Raw genomic sequence first — 15,451 nt, 5'->3', positions numbered from 1 at the left:
TTTACAGTCCGGGGCGGCGCCGCAGATCGAGTGTCAGGGGAAACTCTGGATGCGGCACTTCGGTCGGTGGAACATACGCGCCGGGGGTATGTCCATGAGCTTGGAACCGCGACAGGCGGCGGGCCTCGGCCTCGTTGCCATTGATCGGGAAGGTGTCATAGCTGCGTCCGCCGGGATGAGCCACGTGATAGGTGCAGCCGCCCAACGCCCGCCCGGTCCATGTATCATAGATGTCAAAGGTCAGTGGTGCGTCCACTGGCAACACCGGATGCAGGGACGACGACGGTTGCCACGCTTTATAGCGCACGGCCCCAACCGCGACCCCGTTCTCTTTGGTCTTGTGCAGGGGGATGGTCCGGCCATTCACGGCCACAGTATAGCGCGACGGATCGGCCCCGGTCAGTTGGACCTGCATCCGTTCGACCGAACTGTCAGTATAGCGCACGGTGCCGCCGATGGCGCCGGTTTCGCCCAGCACATGCCAGGGCTCCATCGCTTGGCGCAGTTCAAGATTGACGCCTTCGACGGTGATTTCGCCGCAGAACGGGAACCGGAATTCGGCCTGTGCCTTAAACCAGTCGGGATCAACGTCGAGCCCGTGATCTTTGAGGTCACGCAGCACATCGAGGAAATCCTCCCAGACGTAATAGGGCAGCATGTACCGGTCGTGCAGGGTCGTACCCCAACGGGTCAGCGGCCCGGCCAGCGGGTCTTCCCACAGCCGCGTGATCAGCGCCCGGATCAAGACCTGCTGGGCAAGGCTCATGCGCGGGTCGGGTGGCATCTCGAAGCCGCGGAATTCGACCAAACCCAAACGCCCGGTGGGGCCATCTGGCGAGTACAGCTTGTCGATGCAAATTTCGGCCCGGTGGGTGTTGCCGGTGACGTCGATCATCGCATTGCGTAGCAGCCGGTCCACCAGCCACGGCGCGGGCGGTTCGCCAGCATCGGGATGCGGGATCTGGTCGAGCGCGATTTCCAGTTCATACAGACTGTCATTGCGGGCTTCGTCGATCCGCGGGGCCTGACTGGTCGGGCCGACAAAAACGCCCGAGAACAGATAGCTGAGGCTGGGGTGTCGGTTCCAATGCAGGATGGTGGACCGCAGCAGGTCGGGGCGGCGCAGGAACGGGCTGTCCAAGGTGGTGGCCCCGCCGACCACCACATGATTGCCGCCGCCGGTGCCGGTGTGGCGACCATCGGTCATGAACTTGTCCGCCCCGAGGCGGCACTGGCGGGCCTCGTCATAGACGGCTTCGGTGATGGCGACGCAATCGCCCCAAGTTGATGCGGGGTGCACGTTGACTTCTAGCACGCCGGGATCGGGGGCGACCCGGATCACGTTGATGCGCGGATCATGCGGCGGCGAGTAGCCTTCGATGTGAACCGGCAGGCCAACGGTTTTGGCGGCGTGTTCGGCGGCGGCGACCAGTTCCAGATAGTCTTCGATCCGCTCGACTGGCGGCATGAACACGCACAGGCGTCCGTCGCGCGGTTCGACACTGATCGCGGTGCGCACCGGGCCATCAAGCTCGGCGGTCTGGCCCATGATCTGCTGAACGCGGGTCTGGCCTTGCTCGCTGGCGGTAAAGCTGGCCGGGGCCAGTTCGCGCCGGTCGGTCTGGGCCATCGCCTCGGGTCCGAAATTGGGCAGCGGGCCACGGTCTTCGGTGGGATCGGCGGGATAGCTGTAGGGAAAGTCCACCGGACGCACATAGGGCAGGGTGCCCAGCGGCAACCGGTAGCCCACTGGACTGTCGCCGGGCACCAGAAACAGATATTTGCGCCGCAGCTTCCACTTCTCAGACCGCCAGCCCGCCGTCGCTTTGGCCTGCCACCGCTGGATCGGCAGAGCAAAGCCCGAGGGTTCGGTAAGGCCGCGCTCGAACACTTTGGCAAGGCGGTGGCGTTCTTCGGGGTCTTTCAGTTTGGAGTTTTCGGGGGTGACGTTGACCGGCAGATTGGCTTCCTTGGCCAGCCATTCGGCGGTGTCCTCATAGGCGGCCACAACGTTCTCGCCCGAGACCTCCAGAGTTTCGGCAATCGTTTTCAGCAGTTGCTCGGCTTCGGCCGGACCAACCTTGTTGTCAGATTTTTCTTCGGCGATCAGATCGACGTCATTCCAGATCGGCTTTTCATCGGCCCGCCAGTACAGTGAGAACGTCCAGCGCGGCAAGGTCTCGCCCGGGTACCACTTGCCCTGACCGTAATGCAGGAAGCCGCCCGGCGCGAAACGGTCGCGCAGCCGCCGGATCAACTGATCGGCCAACGCGCGCTTGGTGGGGCCAACGGCGCCCGAGTTCCATTCATCGGCTTCAAAATCGTCAATCGACACAAAGGTCGGCTCGCCGCCCATCGTCAGGCGGACATCCCCCTCTTTCAAGCGTTTGTCGACGTCATTGCCCAGCTTGTTCAGCGCGGTCCACGCGTCGTCCGAAAACGGCTTGGTGATGCGCGGATGCTCGGCGGTGCGGGTGACGGTCATGGCGAAGTCGAACTCGACTTCTGCGGCGGTGGCCATGCCCGAAATCGGTGCGGCGTTGCGGTAATGCGGCGTTGCGGCCAGCGGGATGTGGCTTTCGCCGGTCAACAAGCCCGAGGTCGGATCAAGCCCGACCCAGCCTGCGCCGGGCAGATAAACCTCGCACCACGCGTGCAAATCGGTGAAGTCGACCTCGGTCCCCGAGGGGCCATCAAGCGCCTTCAGGTCGGGTTTCAGCTGGATCAGGTAGCCCGAGACAAACCGCGCCGCCAAACCTAGATTGCGCAGAACTTGAACCAACAGCCAGCTGGTGTCGCGGCACGATCCCTTACCGGTTTCAAAGGTTTCCTCGGGGGTCTGCACGCCCGGTTCCAGCCGGATTACATAGCCAATCTCGCTGGCCAGCCGCGCATTCAGGCCCACCAGAAAATCGATCGTGCGCAGCTTGTTGCGCGAGATCGTGGTCATGAATTTCTTCAGATGCGGGCCCATCGGCTCGGGCTTGAGATAAATCGACAGGTCCGGGCTGATATCGTCGGGGTATTCAAACGGGAAGTCTTCGGCGAATTCCTCGACGAAGAAATCGAACGGGTTATAGACCGACATGTCGGCCACAAGATCGACCTCGATCTTCAGCTCGCGCACTGGTTCGGGAAAGACAAACCGGGCCAGCCAGTTGCCATAGGGATCTTGCTGGTGATTCTCGAAATAGCCGCCGGGCGACACCTTAAGGGAATGGGAAATCACCCGGGTCCGCGAATGGGCCGCTGGTCGCAATCGGATCACCTGTGGCCCAAGCGTGACGGGCCGGTCATACTTGTAGTGGGTGAGGTGATAGACGCTTGCGGTAATCGACATGGGGGCTCGCCTTAGACTGGTTCATCGCCCACTAGACGTGGGCAGGCATGAGAACGCAATGCAAATTGCCCCAAAAACCGTCAGATGGCTTGGATCAGCCCTGCCTGTGCTTACCAGACAGGCAGGACGTCCCCGGTCGTGTGGTCTCTTTCGAGGCCGTGATCACAGATTTTCGGACTGGGCCATGCCAAGGACGTGATAGCCGCCATCGACCCGGACAATCTCGCCCGTGGTGCAGGCTCCATAATCCGATGCCAGATAAACCGCCGTGCCGCCGACCGCATCCAGCGTCGCGTTGGACCGCAGCGGCGCATTCATTTCGGTGTGGCGATAGGTTTTGCGCGCCCCACCGATGGCCGCCCCGGCCAAGGTCTTCATCGGGCCGGGTGAGATCGCGTTGACCCGGATGCCTTCGGGGCCAAGGTCATTGGCCAGATAGCGCACGGCACTTTCCAAGGCGGCCTTGGCCACGCCCATGACGTTGTAGAACGGCGTCACCAAGTTTGAGCCCTGATAGGTCAGGGTCAGGATGGTGCCGCCATTGGTCATCATCGGCCGTGCCCGGCGGGCAACATCAATCAGCGAGTAGCAGGAGATCGCCAGCGAGTTCTGAAAGTTGGCACGGCTGGTGTCGATGAACCGGCCCTGCAACTCGGCTTTGTCGGAAAAGGCGATGGCGTGGACGACAAAATCCAGACTGTCCCAGCGTTCGCCCAAGGTGGCGAAACAGGCATCAAGCGAGGCCTCATCCGAGACATCAACATCAACCAAAAGGTCCGATCCGACCGACGCGGCCAGCGGCTCGACCCGTTTGCCAAAGGCGTCGCCCTGATAGCTGAAGGCCAACTCGGCCCCCTCGGCGGCCAGCGCGCGGGCAATGCCCCACGCGATGGAGCGTTCGTTCGCGACCCCCATGATCAGGCCGCGTTTTCCGGTCATCAGATTTGCCATGCTGTTACCCGTGATATTTGCTGAGGATCAGCGTGGCATTGGTGCCGCCGAAGCCAAAGCTGTTGGACAGGACCGTGTCCAACCCGGCATTGTCGACGCGGGTTGTGGCGATCTCGCCCGGATTGATCGCTGGGTCCAACTCGGTGATATTGGCCGAGGCCGCGATAAAATCATGCTGCATCATCAACATGCAATAGATCGCTTCCTGCACCCCGGTCGCGCCAAGTGAATGGCCGGTCAGGGATTTGGTCGATGAAATCGGCGGTGTGGTTCCGGTGCCAAAGACCCGGCGCACGGCTTCGACTTCGGTGACGTCGCCAGCTTGGGTCGAGGTGCCGTGCGCGTTGATATAATCGACCTTGCGGTCGCCGATGGTGGACAGCGCCTGCCGCATCGACCGCTCGCCGCCCTCGCCCGAGGGGGCGACCATGTCGTGCCCGTCAGAGGTGGCGCCGTAGCCGGTGACTTCGGCATAGATCTTGGCGCCGCGGGCCAGCGCGTGTTCCAGTTCTTCCAGAACCACCATGCCGCCGCCGCCACCGATGACAAACCCGTCGCGGGTGGCATCAAAGGCGCGGCTGGCCGTCTCAGGGGTGTCGTTATACTTTGAGGACATCGCGCCCATGGCATCGAACAGGCAGGACAGGGTCCAATCGACCTCTTCGCCGCCGCCAGCAAAGACCACGTCCTGCTTGCCCATCTGGATCAGTTCCGTGCCATTGCCGATGCAATGGGCGCTGGTCGAACAGGCCGAGGTGATCGAATAGTTGACGCCCTTGATCTTGAACGGGGTGGCCAGACAGGCCGAGACCGTCGACGACATGCAGCGGGTCACCATGAAGGGCCCCATCCGCTTGGGCGCGCCTTTCTCGATCACCGTCTGGTGCGCCGAGAACAGGTTCGACGTCGACGGCCCGCCAGAGCCGGCAACCAGACCGGTCCGCTCATTGCTGACTTCGGCTTCGGTCAATCCGCTATCGGCGATGGCGTTCTGCATCGCCAGATAGGCATAGGCCGCGGTCGGCCCCATAAAGCGCAACTGGCGCTTGTCGACGGCTTCTTCCAGATTGATCTGCGGAATGCCCGCGACCCGGCTGCGAAAGCCCAATTCGGCATAGCGTTCTTCGGCCCGGATGCCAGACCGGCTGGTCTTCAGGCTTTCGGTGACTTCTTCGGCGGTGTTGCCGATGGGGGAGACAATCCCCAAGCCGGTGATAACGACGCGACGCATTGCGCTCTCCTTTGGATCGGTGGGACTGGGTGCGTCGCTTATGCGTCCGCAGCGGCCAGACCGACTTTCATATCTTTGACGACGTAGATTTCTTCGCCATCGGCCAGAACCCGGCCATTGGCGACGCCCATCTTCAGCCTGCGGTCAATGACCCGGGTGAAGTCAACATAGTAAGTCAGCCGCTTTCGGGAAGGGGTGACCATGCCACTCAATTTGACCTCGCCGACGCCAAGGGCAAAACCTTGCCCCTGCCAGCCGCGCCAGCCCAGATTGAATCCGGTCAGTTGCCACAGCCCGTCCAGCCCCAGACAGCCGGGCATCACCGGATTGCCGGGAAAATGGCATTCGAAGAACCACAGGTCTGGCTGGATGTCGAATTCTGCAACCACATGGCCCTTGCCATGCGTGCCCCCATCCGCCGAGATGTCCGTGATCCGGTCCATCATCAACATCGGTGGCAGCGGAAGTTGCGCATTGCCGGGTCCAAAAAGTTCGCCCCGGGCGCAGGCCAGCAGGTCGTCCTTGTTGAATTGCGTTGGGAAATCGGCCATTGGCTGCTGCTCCGTCCCTATGGATTCCATTGTTTTTTACCCATTAGCACCCGACTTCGACCCTAGTAAAGGGCGCAGCGCATCTGGGGCTTCCTTGGGATGCGGCTGAATTTCAATTGAAAAGTGGCGGCGTCGCGCTTTATAGGTAGGGTGTGATGCAACAAAATAGTCCCTCTTCATGTGATCCTGACGCCCGCAACCGTGGTACAGCGTGGCTGGCGACGGCTGGGCTGCGCCCAACGCGGCAGCGCTTGATGCTGGCCGCTTTGCTGGTTGGGGATGGTGAAAATCGCCATGTGACGGCGGAAAGCCTGTATGCCGATGTGGTGCGCGGCGGCGAGAAAGTCGCCCTTGCGACGGTCTATAATACGTTGCGCGCTTTCTGTGATGCCGGGTTGATGCAAGAAGTCACCGTCGATGGCACCAAGTCCTATTTCGACACCAGAACCGACGATCACCCGCATTTCTATTGGGAAGACAGCGCCCGCCTGACTGATGCCCCGGCGAACGAATTGGTCATTTCGCGCCTGCCCAACGCGCCGGAAGGTGCCGAGATCGCCAAGGTTGACGTGGTGATCCGCCTGCGCCGACGTTAGGTCGGGTGTCGCAGTGATTGCGGTCGGGCCGGGCTTTGTGGTAGTCCGCGCCACGCCCCGTTCCCTGTAGTCAAAGGCCGCGCTTCATGTCCGACGCGAAGAAACTCTTTATCAAGACCTATGGCTGTCAGATGAATGTCTATGACAGCGAACGGATGGCCGAAAGCTTGGGCGGTTCGGGCTATACACAGGTGGCCACGGCGGACGAGGCTGACCTGATCCTGCTCAACACCTGCCACATTCGCGAAAAGGCGGCTGAAAAGGTCTATTCCGAACTGGGGCGGATGAAGCCGCTGAAAGACGCGCGACCAGACCTGAAAATTGGCGTTGCCGGTTGCGTCGCCCAGGCCGAGGGGGCCGAGATTCTGCGCCGTCAGCCCATCGTCGATCTTGTGGTCGGGCCGCAAAGCTATCACCGCCTGCCAGAAATGGAGGCGCGGATTCAGACCGGCAAGACCGCGCTTGATACCGATTTCCCCGCGGAAACTAAGTTCGATCAACTGGGCAAGCGCCCGACCGCCGCCCGGGCGCCGTCGGCGTTCATGACCGTGCAGGAAGGCTGCGACAAGTTCTGTACCTTCTGCGTTGTGCCCTATACCCGCGGCTCGGAAGTCAGCCGTCCGGTGGACCGGCTGTTGACCGAAGCGCGTGATCTGGTGGCGCGCGGCGTGCGCGAGATCACTTTGCTGGGCCAGAACGTCAATGCCTATCACGGCACCGGACCCGATGGCCGTGAGTGGGGATTGGCGCAGCTGATCCGCGCCTTGGCCGAGATCGATGGATTGGCGCGGCTGCGCTATACCACCTCGCATCCCAATGACATGGAAGACGACTTGATCGCCGCCCATGGTGATTGCCCGGAACTGATGCCCTATCTGCATCTGCCGGTGCAGTCGGGCTCTGATCGGGTGCTGAAGGCGATGAACCGCAACCACACTGCCGAGGGCTATTTGCGCCTGATCGAGCGGATTCGCGCCGTCCGTCCCGATCTGCTGCTGTCGGGCGATTTCATTGTCGGCTTCCCCGGCGAAACCGACGCCGAGTTTGACGCGACCATGGATTTGGTCCGGACGGTCGGCTACGGTCAGGCCTATTCCTTTAAGTATTCGCCGCGCCCCGGTACGCCAGCGGCAGAACGCACCCCGGTGCCCGAAGCGGTGGCCACCGACCGCCTGCACCGGTTGCAAGCCTTGCTGTCCGAACAGCAATACGCCGCCCAAGACGCCATGATTGGCCGCGAGGTCGGGGTGTTGTTTGAAAAAATCGGCCGGATGGAAGGGCAGCTGATCGGCAAGTCCGATCATCTGCATTCGGTCCATGCCGTGGCGGATCCGGCCCTGATCGGGCAGGTGGTTCCAGTGCGGATTGATGCCAGCGCGCGGAACTCTTTGTCTGGGACGGTGCTTAAGCCTTAAGCAAAGATGTGCAGCCAATCGTAACGGCTGTGCAACAAATTCAGAACTTCGCTTGCCATGTCCCTGTCAAGGCGTCAGGCTCTAAAAGAGGGCTCTGACCAAGGAGAAATTGTTGGACACCAGTCTGCTGAACCCGCTTCACCCTGCCGGGACCATCCCCGAGATCCATCTCGAGTTTCCCGACAATCGACTACTGATCGACCTGTGCGGCGAATTTGACCGCAACCTGACCCAGATCGAGACGGCGCTGGAGGTGCAGATCATCCGGCGCGGCAACCAGCTCGCATTGCTGGGCGCGTCCGACAGTCAGGCCCGTGCTGCCGAGGTCCTGAACGCGCTCTATGCCCGGCTGGAGCAGGGACGTCCGGTCGAACCCGGCGATATTGACGGCCAAATGCGGATGGGCGGGGCGTCTGACGCGCCGCCTGCTGGGGCCAGTCAGCTGGAAATGTTCAGCCGTGGCGCGGTCGAAGTGCGGACCCCGCGCAAGACGGTAGAGCCACGCACAGCGGCGCAAAAGGCCTATGTGGCCTCTCTGTTCAAGAACGAGCTGGCCTTTGGCATCGGGCCTGCGGGCACCGGCAAGACCTATCTGGCGGTTGCTGTGGGCGTGTCGATGTTCGTCGGCGGTCATGTGGACAAGATCATCCTCAGCCGACCGGCGGTTGAGGCGGGCGAGCGGTTGGGATTTTTGCCCGGTGACATGAAGGAAAAAGTCGATCCCTACATGCAGCCGCTTTATGACGCGCTGAATGATTTCCTGCCCAGTCGGCAAGTGGCCAAGCTGCTGGAAGACAAAAAGATCGAGATCGCGCCGCTGGCCTTCATGCGTGGGCGGACCCTGTCCAATGCCTTCGTGGTGCTGGACGAGGCCCAGAATGCGACCACCATGCAGATGAAGATGTTCCTGACCCGGCTTGGCGAAGGGTCGCGCATGGTCATCACCGGTGACCGCACCCAGATCGACCTGCCACGTGGGGTGCAAAGCGGCTTGCGCGAAGCCGAATCGCTGCTGGGGCACATCCCGAAAATCTCGTTCAACTATTTTACCGCCAAGGATGTTGTCCGACATCCCCTTGTCGCCGCCATCATCGAGGCCTATGACGCGGCTGATGCACAAACCGGTTGACCTGACACTGGAAGAAGACGCTTGGGGCCAGCTTGGTCTGGATGCGCTGGCGCAAGCCGCGGCGCAGGCGACCTTGGCGCGCTTCGGCTATGATCCGGCTGAGTTTGAAATCAGCCTTCTGGGCTGTGATGATGCCCGGATTGCTGCTTTAAACGGCAGCTTCCGCAATAAGGCCACGGCGACCAATGTGCTGTCTTGGCCGTCCGAGGAACGCGGTGCAGAAACGGCAGGCGGCGATCCGCTGCCGCCGCTGCCTGACATGCCGGGCGAGCCTATTGAACTGGGCGATATCGCCATCGCCTACCAGACCTGCGCCGCCGAAGCTGCGGCTGCCGGGCTGACCCTTGCCGACCACACCCGCCATCTTCTTGTGCACGGCATCCTGCATTTGCTGGGATATGACCATGTCCGTGACCAAGATGCCCTATTGATGGAGCGTCTGGAGGTAGAGATACTTGAAGTCATGGGCGTTTCTGACCCATATTGCGATGATGGGCCACAACGGGCCCGACAACTGGATTGAGGACATGATGGACGCCGACGGGCCGTCTAACGCAGCGCATGGCGCGCATTCTGACGAAAACCTTCCCTCTGCTGGGGTCTTGTCACGCTTTAATTTGTGGCCGGGCCGTAGAACCAATCGACATTCTGACGCCGAGATTATTGCCGAGGCCGAGAATCACCCCCTGATATCCGGCAACGGGGGCGGGCTTAGCCTGTCCAACCTGCGCCGGATGCGGATTGCCGATGTCGCCACGCCCAAGGGCGAGATCGACGCGGTGCCAAGTGAGATCGGGCTCGATGACCTGATCGCCGCATTTCGGGAAAGCGGCTTCACCCGTTTGCCGGTCTATGAGGGGACATTGGACATGCCGTTGGGCATGGTTCACCTCAAAGATGTGGCGATGAAGCACGGCTTCAATGGCGACGCGGCTGAATTTGACATGCAGTCGTTGATGCGGCCGATGATCTACGCGCCGCCCTCCATGCCCATCGGTGTTCTGTTGCAGAAGATGCAAAGCCAGCGGACCCATATGGCGCTGGTAATCGATGAATATGGCGGCACCGATGGTTTGGTCACGATCGAGGATCTGATCGAGCAGGTGATCGGCGAGATCGAGGACGAGCACGATGTCGACGAGGCTCAGCTCTGGACCGAAGAACGTCCGGGAATTTATCTGGCCCTCGCTCGGGCGCCGTTGGATGAGTTTGAAGAAGAAATCAACTTTGATCTGTCCCTGCCGGAGGCGACGGAAGACACCGATACGCTGGGCGGCTTGGTCTTCGTGTTGATTGGCCGGGTTCCGGCGCGGGGTGAGATCGTTCAGCATCCCTCCGGGGCCGAGATTGAGGTGGTCGATGCCGACCCACGCCGGATCAAACGGCTGCGGATTGCGCTGCCCGGTGCGCGACCGGATGCCAACTGAAACCACGGTCGCGGCTTCCGTGACAGGTTGGACGGCGCGCCGCCGGGCTTTGGCGGCGGCGGGTCTTGGCGGCGGCGTGGCCTTGGGGCAGGCGCCGTTTGCTTTGCCGCTGGTGGCCTTGGCCGCTTTGGCGCTGGCGCTGGTCCTGTGTTTGCGGGGCCGCACTGTGCGGCAGGCGGCCGGTCTGGGCTGGGCTTTCGGAGCGGGCTATTTCGCCGTGACCCTGCATTGGATTGTCGAGCCATTTCTCGTCGATATCGCCCGGCATGGCTGGATGGCGCCGTTTGCCTTGGTGCTGATGGCTGGTGGGCTGGCACTGTTCTGGGGGCTAGCCTTTGGTCTGGCAGTCTGGGCTGCCAAACCCACGCCTGATGGCGCATTTGGGCGGGTCGGACTGGCGCTGATCGTCACCTTCACCTTGTCCGAGATGCTGCGCTCGGTCATCTTCACCGGTTTCCCGTGGGGATTGCTTGGCACGATCTGGATCGACACGCCGCTGCGGTTGCTGGCGGGGTGGGGCGGGCCGCACGCGTTAGGGGCGCTGACCGTGGCGATTGCGCTGCTAGTGGCACAGGCGCTGGTGCTGCGGTCACGCCAGCAGCAGGGGCTGGCGCTTGGGGCCGCCGTCTTGGTGCTCGGCGGCGCCTTTCTGGCCGGCGCAGCCCGCGACCGCGCCATTCCCCGCAAGGCCCCCGCCGACGCGCCCATCGTCCGGGTGATCCAGCCAAATGCGCCGCAGGATCAGAAATGGCTGCCCGAGATGATGCCGGTGTTCTGGGCGCGCCAGCTTGACCTGACCCGGTGGGGCAGTGTGCCGGTGCCGGACGTTGCGGCTGGGACCGCGCAAGGGGCCACGGAGTCTTCCGCGCCTGATGTCGTGGCTCCGTCCGCGCCTGATGTCGTGGTCTGGCCCGAGGTCTCGCTGCCGTATCTGCTTGGCTCCCGTCCTTGGGCCGACGCCGACATCGCCGACGCCGCAGGCGGCGCGCCGGTGCTGGTCGGGGCACAACGGATCGACGGTCCGCGCCTGCTGAATTCCCTCGCGGTGATCGATGCCGAGGGCGCGATCACGGATGTCTATGACAAGCACCACCTTGTCCCGTTCGGCGAATACATTCCCGGCGGTGCGCTGGTGCGCCGTCTGGGGTGGACCGGCTTGGCCACGGACCGTCTGGGCGGCTTTGATGCCGGGCCGGGGCCCGCGGTGCTCGACCTGACGGCGCAAACGCCCCCCTCCGGTCGGTCGCTGGGCCGGGTGCTGCCGCTGATCTGCTACGAGGCGATCTTTCCGCGCCATGCACAGGTGCCGGGGCAGCGGCCCGACTGGATCGTGCAGATCACCAATGACGCGTGGTTCGGCAACTTTGCCGGGCCGCAACAGCATCTCGATCAGGCGCGGATGCGCGCGGTCGAGCAGGGGTTGCCGTTGGTGCGGGCGGCCAATACGGGCATTTCGGCGGTGATCGATCCTGCCGGGCGAATTGTGTCCGCACTGCCGCTGAACGTCGAGGGGGCGCTGGATGCGGCCTTGCCCGCCGCGCTGCCGCCGACCCTGTTTGCGCGGGTGGCAAATGTACCGCTGTTGATCATTCTCGCCGCGCTCGCTGCCGGTGTGGTCGTAACCCGCCGCCGCGAGCGTTCCCGTCACCACGACTCCCACCACAACTGATCCGCCTCCGTAGGGCGCAACCGCAGCCCGCGCCTCGCGCGGGCTGCCCGGCCCTACGCCGGCCCAGCGGCAACGCCGCGCCGTGCCGGGGGCGGGAGGGCCCCGGTTTCGTCGCGCTGCCGTCGATCAGTGGCGCCTCCCCCTACAGAAGGGCTTGACCTTTTCCGCTGCACTGCGCATCCCCGCGCCATGACCGATCCTGACCGTCACCCCTCCGGCGCCCCGTGGCGCAATTTCTATGGTCGCTTGCGCGGCAAGACCCTGCGCGACAACCAGAAAGATTACCTCGAGAACGATCTTGAGGCGCTCTCCCCCGGCCCGGTGGACTGGGATGTTAATCCCGACCGCGTGCCGCTGGACCTGACCGCCCGCTTTGGGGACCATCCGCTTTGGCTTGAGATCGGCTTTGGCGGCGGCGAACATCTGGCGCATCAGGCTGGCCTGAACCCGGACGTCCGCCTGATCGGCTGCGAGCCCTTCGTCAATGCCGTGGCGATGCTGCTGACCAAGATCCGCCGCGCCGGGCTTACCAATATCGCGGTGCATCCCGGCGATGTGCGCGACCTCTTCGATGTGCTGCCAGATGCGTCGATCGACCGGGCCTTTCTGCTCTATCCCGATCCGTGGCCGAAAAAGCGGCACCATCGCCGCCGCTTTGTCACCCGCGAGCATCTGGACCCGCTGGCCCGGGTGCTGAAACCCGGCGCGATTTTCCGGGTGGCCACCGACATTCCCGATTACGTCCGCCAGACGCTGGAAGAGCTGATGCCGCATCCCGATTTCGATTGGCTGGCCGAAGGGCCGGAGGATTGGCGCAAGCCGTGGTCCGACTGGACCCCGACCCGCTATGAACAAAAGGCGCTGCGCGAAGGCCGGGTGCCGCATTATCTGACCTTCCAGCGCCGCTAAGCACCCGGCGCGTCGGGGCCGCATCCGGCGCTGGACCCGACGGCTGCGATTGTCTAGACCGTCTGCGACCCCGTTCGGCCCCGCTACGCCCAGCCCCCTTCAGCCAAAGGACGCCAGATGTCTGCTCATGGACCCGCCCGCCCCCTGACCTCGCGCCGCGCCGGCCCGCTGACCGGCACCGCCGCCATTCCCGGCGACAAGTCGATCTCGCACCGGTCGCTGATTTTGGGCGCCCTGTCGGTGGGGGAAACCCGCGTGACCGGCCTGCTGGAAGGTCAGGATGTGCTCGACACCGCCAGCGCCATGCGGGCCTTTGGCGCCGAGGTCACCCGCCACAGTGAGGGCGCGTGGTCAATCCACGGTGTCGGCGTCGGCGGTTTCGCCGAACCGGACCGGGTCATCGATTGCGGCAATTCGGGCACCGGGGTTCGGCTGATCATGGGGGCGATGGCCACCACGCCGATCACCGCCACCTTCACCGGGGATGCCTCGCTCAACGGTCGACCAATGGGCCGGGTCACGGATCCGATTTCCCTGTTCGGCGCGGCCAGCTATGGCCGTAAGGGCGGGCGTCTGCCCATGACCATCGTCGGCGCGGCCCAGCCGGTGCCGGTGCGCTATGCCACGCCGATGCCCTCGGCGCAGGTCAAATCCGCGGTCTTGCTGGCCGGGCTCAACGCCCCCGGCCAAACTGTGGTGATCGAGGCCGAAGCGACCCGCGATCATTCCGAGCGGATGCTGGCGGGCTTCGGGGCCGAAATCACCACCGAGGTCACGCCTGAAGGCCGGGTCATCACCCTGACCGGCCAGCCGGAACTTGTCGCCCAGACCATCGCGGTGCCGCGCGATCCCAGCTCGGCGGCTTTCCCGGTTTGCGCCGCGCTGATCGTCGAAGGCTCGGACGTGTTGATCCCGAATATCGGCCTGAACCCAACCCGGGCAGGCCTGTTCACGACCCTACGGGACATGGGCGCCGACCTGACCTATGAGAATGAGCGCCTTGAGGGCGGCGAGCCGGTCGCCGATCTGCGCGCTCGCTTCTCGGACAATATGCAAGGGATCGAGGTTCCGCCCGAACGCGCCCCATCGATGATCGACGAATACCCCATTCTGGCCGTGGTCGCCGCCAATGCCACCGGCACCACGGTGATGCGCGGCGTCAAGGAATTGCGGGTCAAGGAAAGCGACCGGATCGATGCGATGGCGCGCGGGCTAGAGGCTTGCGGCGTGCGCATCGAAGAAGACGAGGACACCCTGATCGTGCACGGACTGGGGTCGGGCGGTGTGCCGGGCGGGGCCACGTGCGCCACTCATTTGGATCACCGGATCGCCATGTCCTTTCTGGTGCTGGGCATGACCACGGTGCAGCCGGTGACGGTGGACGATGCCGGGGCAATCACCACATCCTTCCCGATCTTCGAGACACTGATGACCGATCTTGGCGCCCAGTTCAGCGCCGACGCGGATCGCGTTCCGGCATGATCGCGCTGGGGGCCTGATGATCTTTACCGTCGCCATTGATGGACCCGCCGCCGCTGGCAAAGGCACCGTGTCGCGCGAACTGGCCCGGCATTTCGGCTTTGCCCATCTCGATACCGGGCTGCTGTACCGGGCCACCGGCGCCAAGGTCGCGGATGGCATGGCGCCCTTGGCCGCCGCGCAATCGCTAACCCCGGATGATCTGGCCCGCACCGACCTGCGCAGCGCCGCAGCCGGGCAGGCGGCCTCCATGGTCGCAGCACTGCCGGATGTCCGCGCCGCCTTGGTGGATTTCCAGCGGCGCTTTGCCCGCCGGGCCGGTGGCGCCATTCTGGATGGCCGCGATATCGGCACCGTGATTTGCCCCGAGGCCGAGGTGAAGCTCTATGTCACCGCCTCGGATCAGGTGCGGGCAGGCCGCCGCTTTGCCGAACTGTCCGTCACCGACCCGGCTTTGACCGTCGCCGCGGTCCTGAGCGACCTGCAGGCCCGCGATGCCCGCGACAGCGCCCGCGCCACCGCGCCGTTGTGCGCCGCTGACGATGCCCTCTTGCTCGACACGACCAATCTCGCTATAGAAGCAGCCGTCGAAAGAGCGGTTGCAGCCGTCGCAAAGGCATTGAAGCAGGGTCGGGATTAATCACCGGCCCTTTGTGTCATTTGCGGATCTCTGCTGCACCCGACCCAAGACCAAACCAAGACCGGCGGAGACAACCGCCTGGCCAGTAAACGCAAAAAGCTAAGGAACCCGTTG

At 63.6% G+C, this 15,451-nt stretch carries 13 protein-coding genes; 9 read left to right on the top strand and 4 right to left on the bottom strand.

Translation table 11 applies throughout. From position 1 onward, the window contains the following. Nucleotide 1: 1 nt before the first annotated feature. The 4 genes from BV911_RS00930 to fabA all read right to left on the bottom strand — a co-directional run bounded on the left by BV911_RS00930 (nt 2) and on the right by fabA (nt 6,073). Nucleotides 2–3,340, bottom strand: coding sequence for a DUF2126 domain-containing protein (locus BV911_RS00930; RefSeq protein ID WP_086051700.1), 3,339 nt, complete (start codon nt 3,338–3,340; stop codon nt 2–4). 162 nt (nt 3,341–3,502) lie between these two features. Then, nucleotides 3,503–4,291 (bottom strand): enoyl-ACP reductase, encoded by a 789-nt coding sequence (locus BV911_RS00925; protein ID WP_086051699.1) that lies wholly within the window; start codon nt 4,289–4,291, stop codon nt 3,503–3,505. A 4-nt stretch (nt 4,292–4,295) separates the two neighbouring features. Continuing rightward, nucleotides 4,296–5,522, bottom strand: coding sequence for a beta-ketoacyl-ACP synthase I (gene fabB, locus BV911_RS00920; protein ID WP_086051698.1), 1,227 nt, complete (start codon nt 5,520–5,522; stop codon nt 4,296–4,298). A 38-nt stretch (nt 5,523–5,560) separates the two neighbouring features. Next, entirely contained in the window at nt 5,561–6,073 is a 513-nt protein-coding gene (gene fabA, locus BV911_RS00915; protein WP_086051697.1) for a bifunctional 3-hydroxydecanoyl-ACP dehydratase/trans-2-decenoyl-ACP isomerase, read from the bottom strand. 155 nt (nt 6,074–6,228) lie between these two features. Between fabA and irrA the strand changes: the two genes are divergently transcribed. The 9 genes from irrA to BV911_RS00870 all read left to right on the top strand — a co-directional run bounded on the left by irrA (nt 6,229) and on the right by BV911_RS00870 (nt 15,337). Then, a complete protein-coding gene (gene irrA, locus BV911_RS00910; protein ID WP_086051696.1) occupies nt 6,229–6,669 on the top strand; it encodes an iron response transcriptional regulator IrrA in 441 nt (146 codons plus the stop codon). Nucleotides 6,670–6,755: 86 nt separating this feature from the next. After that, nucleotides 6,756–8,084: a tRNA (N6-isopentenyl adenosine(37)-C2)-methylthiotransferase MiaB gene (gene miaB / locus BV911_RS00905; protein ID WP_086051695.1), complete on the top strand. Its 1,329-nt coding sequence runs from the start codon at nt 6,756–6,758 to the stop codon at nt 8,082–8,084. A gap of 112 nt (nt 8,085–8,196) precedes the next feature. Further along, nucleotides 8,197–9,213 carry a PhoH family protein gene (locus tag BV911_RS00900; RefSeq protein ID WP_086051694.1) on the top strand — a complete coding sequence of 339 codons (1,017 nt, stop codon included), beginning with the start codon at nt 8,197–8,199 and terminating at the stop codon, nt 9,211–9,213. Then, nucleotides 9,197–9,736: an rRNA maturation RNase YbeY gene (gene ybeY, locus BV911_RS00895; RefSeq protein ID WP_086051693.1), complete on the top strand. Its 540-nt coding sequence runs from the start codon at nt 9,197–9,199 to the stop codon at nt 9,734–9,736. Before BV911_RS00900 ends, ybeY begins: the two co-directional genes overlap by 17 nt. 4 nt (nt 9,737–9,740) lie before the next feature. Beyond that, nucleotides 9,741–10,640 carry a hemolysin family protein gene (locus BV911_RS00890; RefSeq protein ID WP_086051692.1) on the top strand — a complete coding sequence of 300 codons (900 nt, stop codon included), beginning with the start codon at nt 9,741–9,743 and terminating at the stop codon, nt 10,638–10,640. Beyond that, the gene (gene lnt, locus BV911_RS00885) at nt 10,573–12,309 is read left to right on the top strand and encodes an apolipoprotein N-acyltransferase (protein ID WP_240512093.1); all 1,737 of its coding nucleotides are present in this window, start codon (nt 10,573–10,575) and stop codon (nt 12,307–12,309) included. The genes BV911_RS00890 and lnt overlap by 68 nt, the downstream gene beginning before the upstream one ends. Nucleotides 12,310–12,498: 189 nt before the next feature. After that, nucleotides 12,499–13,218, top strand: a complete 720-nt coding sequence (locus BV911_RS00880; protein ID WP_086051691.1) for a tRNA (guanosine(46)-N(7))-methyltransferase TrmB — start codon at nt 12,499–12,501, stop codon at nt 13,216–13,218. A gap of 117 nt (nt 13,219–13,335) precedes the next feature. Further along, complete coding sequence (gene aroA, locus BV911_RS00875) at nt 13,336–14,700, top strand: 3-phosphoshikimate 1-carboxyvinyltransferase (protein ID WP_086051690.1); 1,365 nt, start codon at nt 13,336–13,338, stop codon at nt 14,698–14,700. A 16-nt stretch (nt 14,701–14,716) separates the two neighbouring features. Beyond that, nucleotides 14,717–15,337 (top strand): d(CMP) kinase, encoded by a 621-nt coding sequence (locus BV911_RS00870; RefSeq protein ID WP_086052005.1) that lies wholly within the window; start codon nt 14,717–14,719, stop codon nt 15,335–15,337. The last annotated feature ends 114 nt before the right edge of the window (nt 15,338–15,451 follow it).

It is taken from the genome of Pseudoruegeria sp. SK021, from assembly GCF_002119405.1.
GTDB lineage: Bacteria > Pseudomonadota > Alphaproteobacteria > Rhodobacterales > Rhodobacteraceae > Meridianimarinicoccus.
The sequence above is the reverse complement of the archived record's forward strand: the minus strand, read 5'-3'. Positions and strand labels throughout refer to the sequence as shown.

What these genes read in the sequence shown, in the direction of transcription:
- fabA (WP_086051697.1), bottom strand. Translation starts at nt 6,073, where the DNA reads ATGGCCGATTTCCCAACGCAATTCAACAAGGACGACCTGCTGGCCTGC.
- ybeY (WP_086051693.1), top strand. Translation starts at nt 9,197, where the DNA reads ATGCACAAACCGGTTGACCTGACACTGGAAGAAGACGCTTGGGGCCAG.
- aroA (WP_086051690.1), top strand. Translation starts at nt 13,336, where the DNA reads ATGTCTGCTCATGGACCCGCCCGCCCCCTGACCTCGCGCCGCGCCGGC.
- BV911_RS00930 (WP_086051700.1), bottom strand. Translation starts at nt 3,340, where the DNA reads ATGTCGATTACCGCAAGCGTCTATCACCTCACCCACTACAAGTATGAC.
- fabB (WP_086051698.1), bottom strand. Translation starts at nt 5,522, where the DNA reads ATGCGTCGCGTCGTTATCACCGGCTTGGGGATTGTCTCCCCCATCGGC.
- BV911_RS00880 (WP_086051691.1), top strand. Translation starts at nt 12,499, where the DNA reads ATGACCGATCCTGACCGTCACCCCTCCGGCGCCCCGTGGCGCAATTTC.
- BV911_RS00870 (WP_086052005.1), top strand. Translation starts at nt 14,717, where the DNA reads ATGATCTTTACCGTCGCCATTGATGGACCCGCCGCCGCTGGCAAAGGC.
- miaB (WP_086051695.1), top strand. Translation starts at nt 6,756, where the DNA reads ATGTCCGACGCGAAGAAACTCTTTATCAAGACCTATGGCTGTCAGATG.
- irrA (WP_086051696.1), top strand. Translation starts at nt 6,229, where the DNA reads ATGCAACAAAATAGTCCCTCTTCATGTGATCCTGACGCCCGCAACCGT.
- lnt (WP_240512093.1), top strand. Translation starts at nt 10,573, where the DNA reads ATGCCGACCCACGCCGGATCAAACGGCTGCGGATTGCGCTGCCCGGTG.
- BV911_RS00925 (WP_086051699.1), bottom strand. Translation starts at nt 4,291, where the DNA reads ATGGCAAATCTGATGACCGGAAAACGCGGCCTGATCATGGGGGTCGCG.
- BV911_RS00890 (WP_086051692.1), top strand. Translation starts at nt 9,741, where the DNA reads ATGATGGACGCCGACGGGCCGTCTAACGCAGCGCATGGCGCGCATTCT.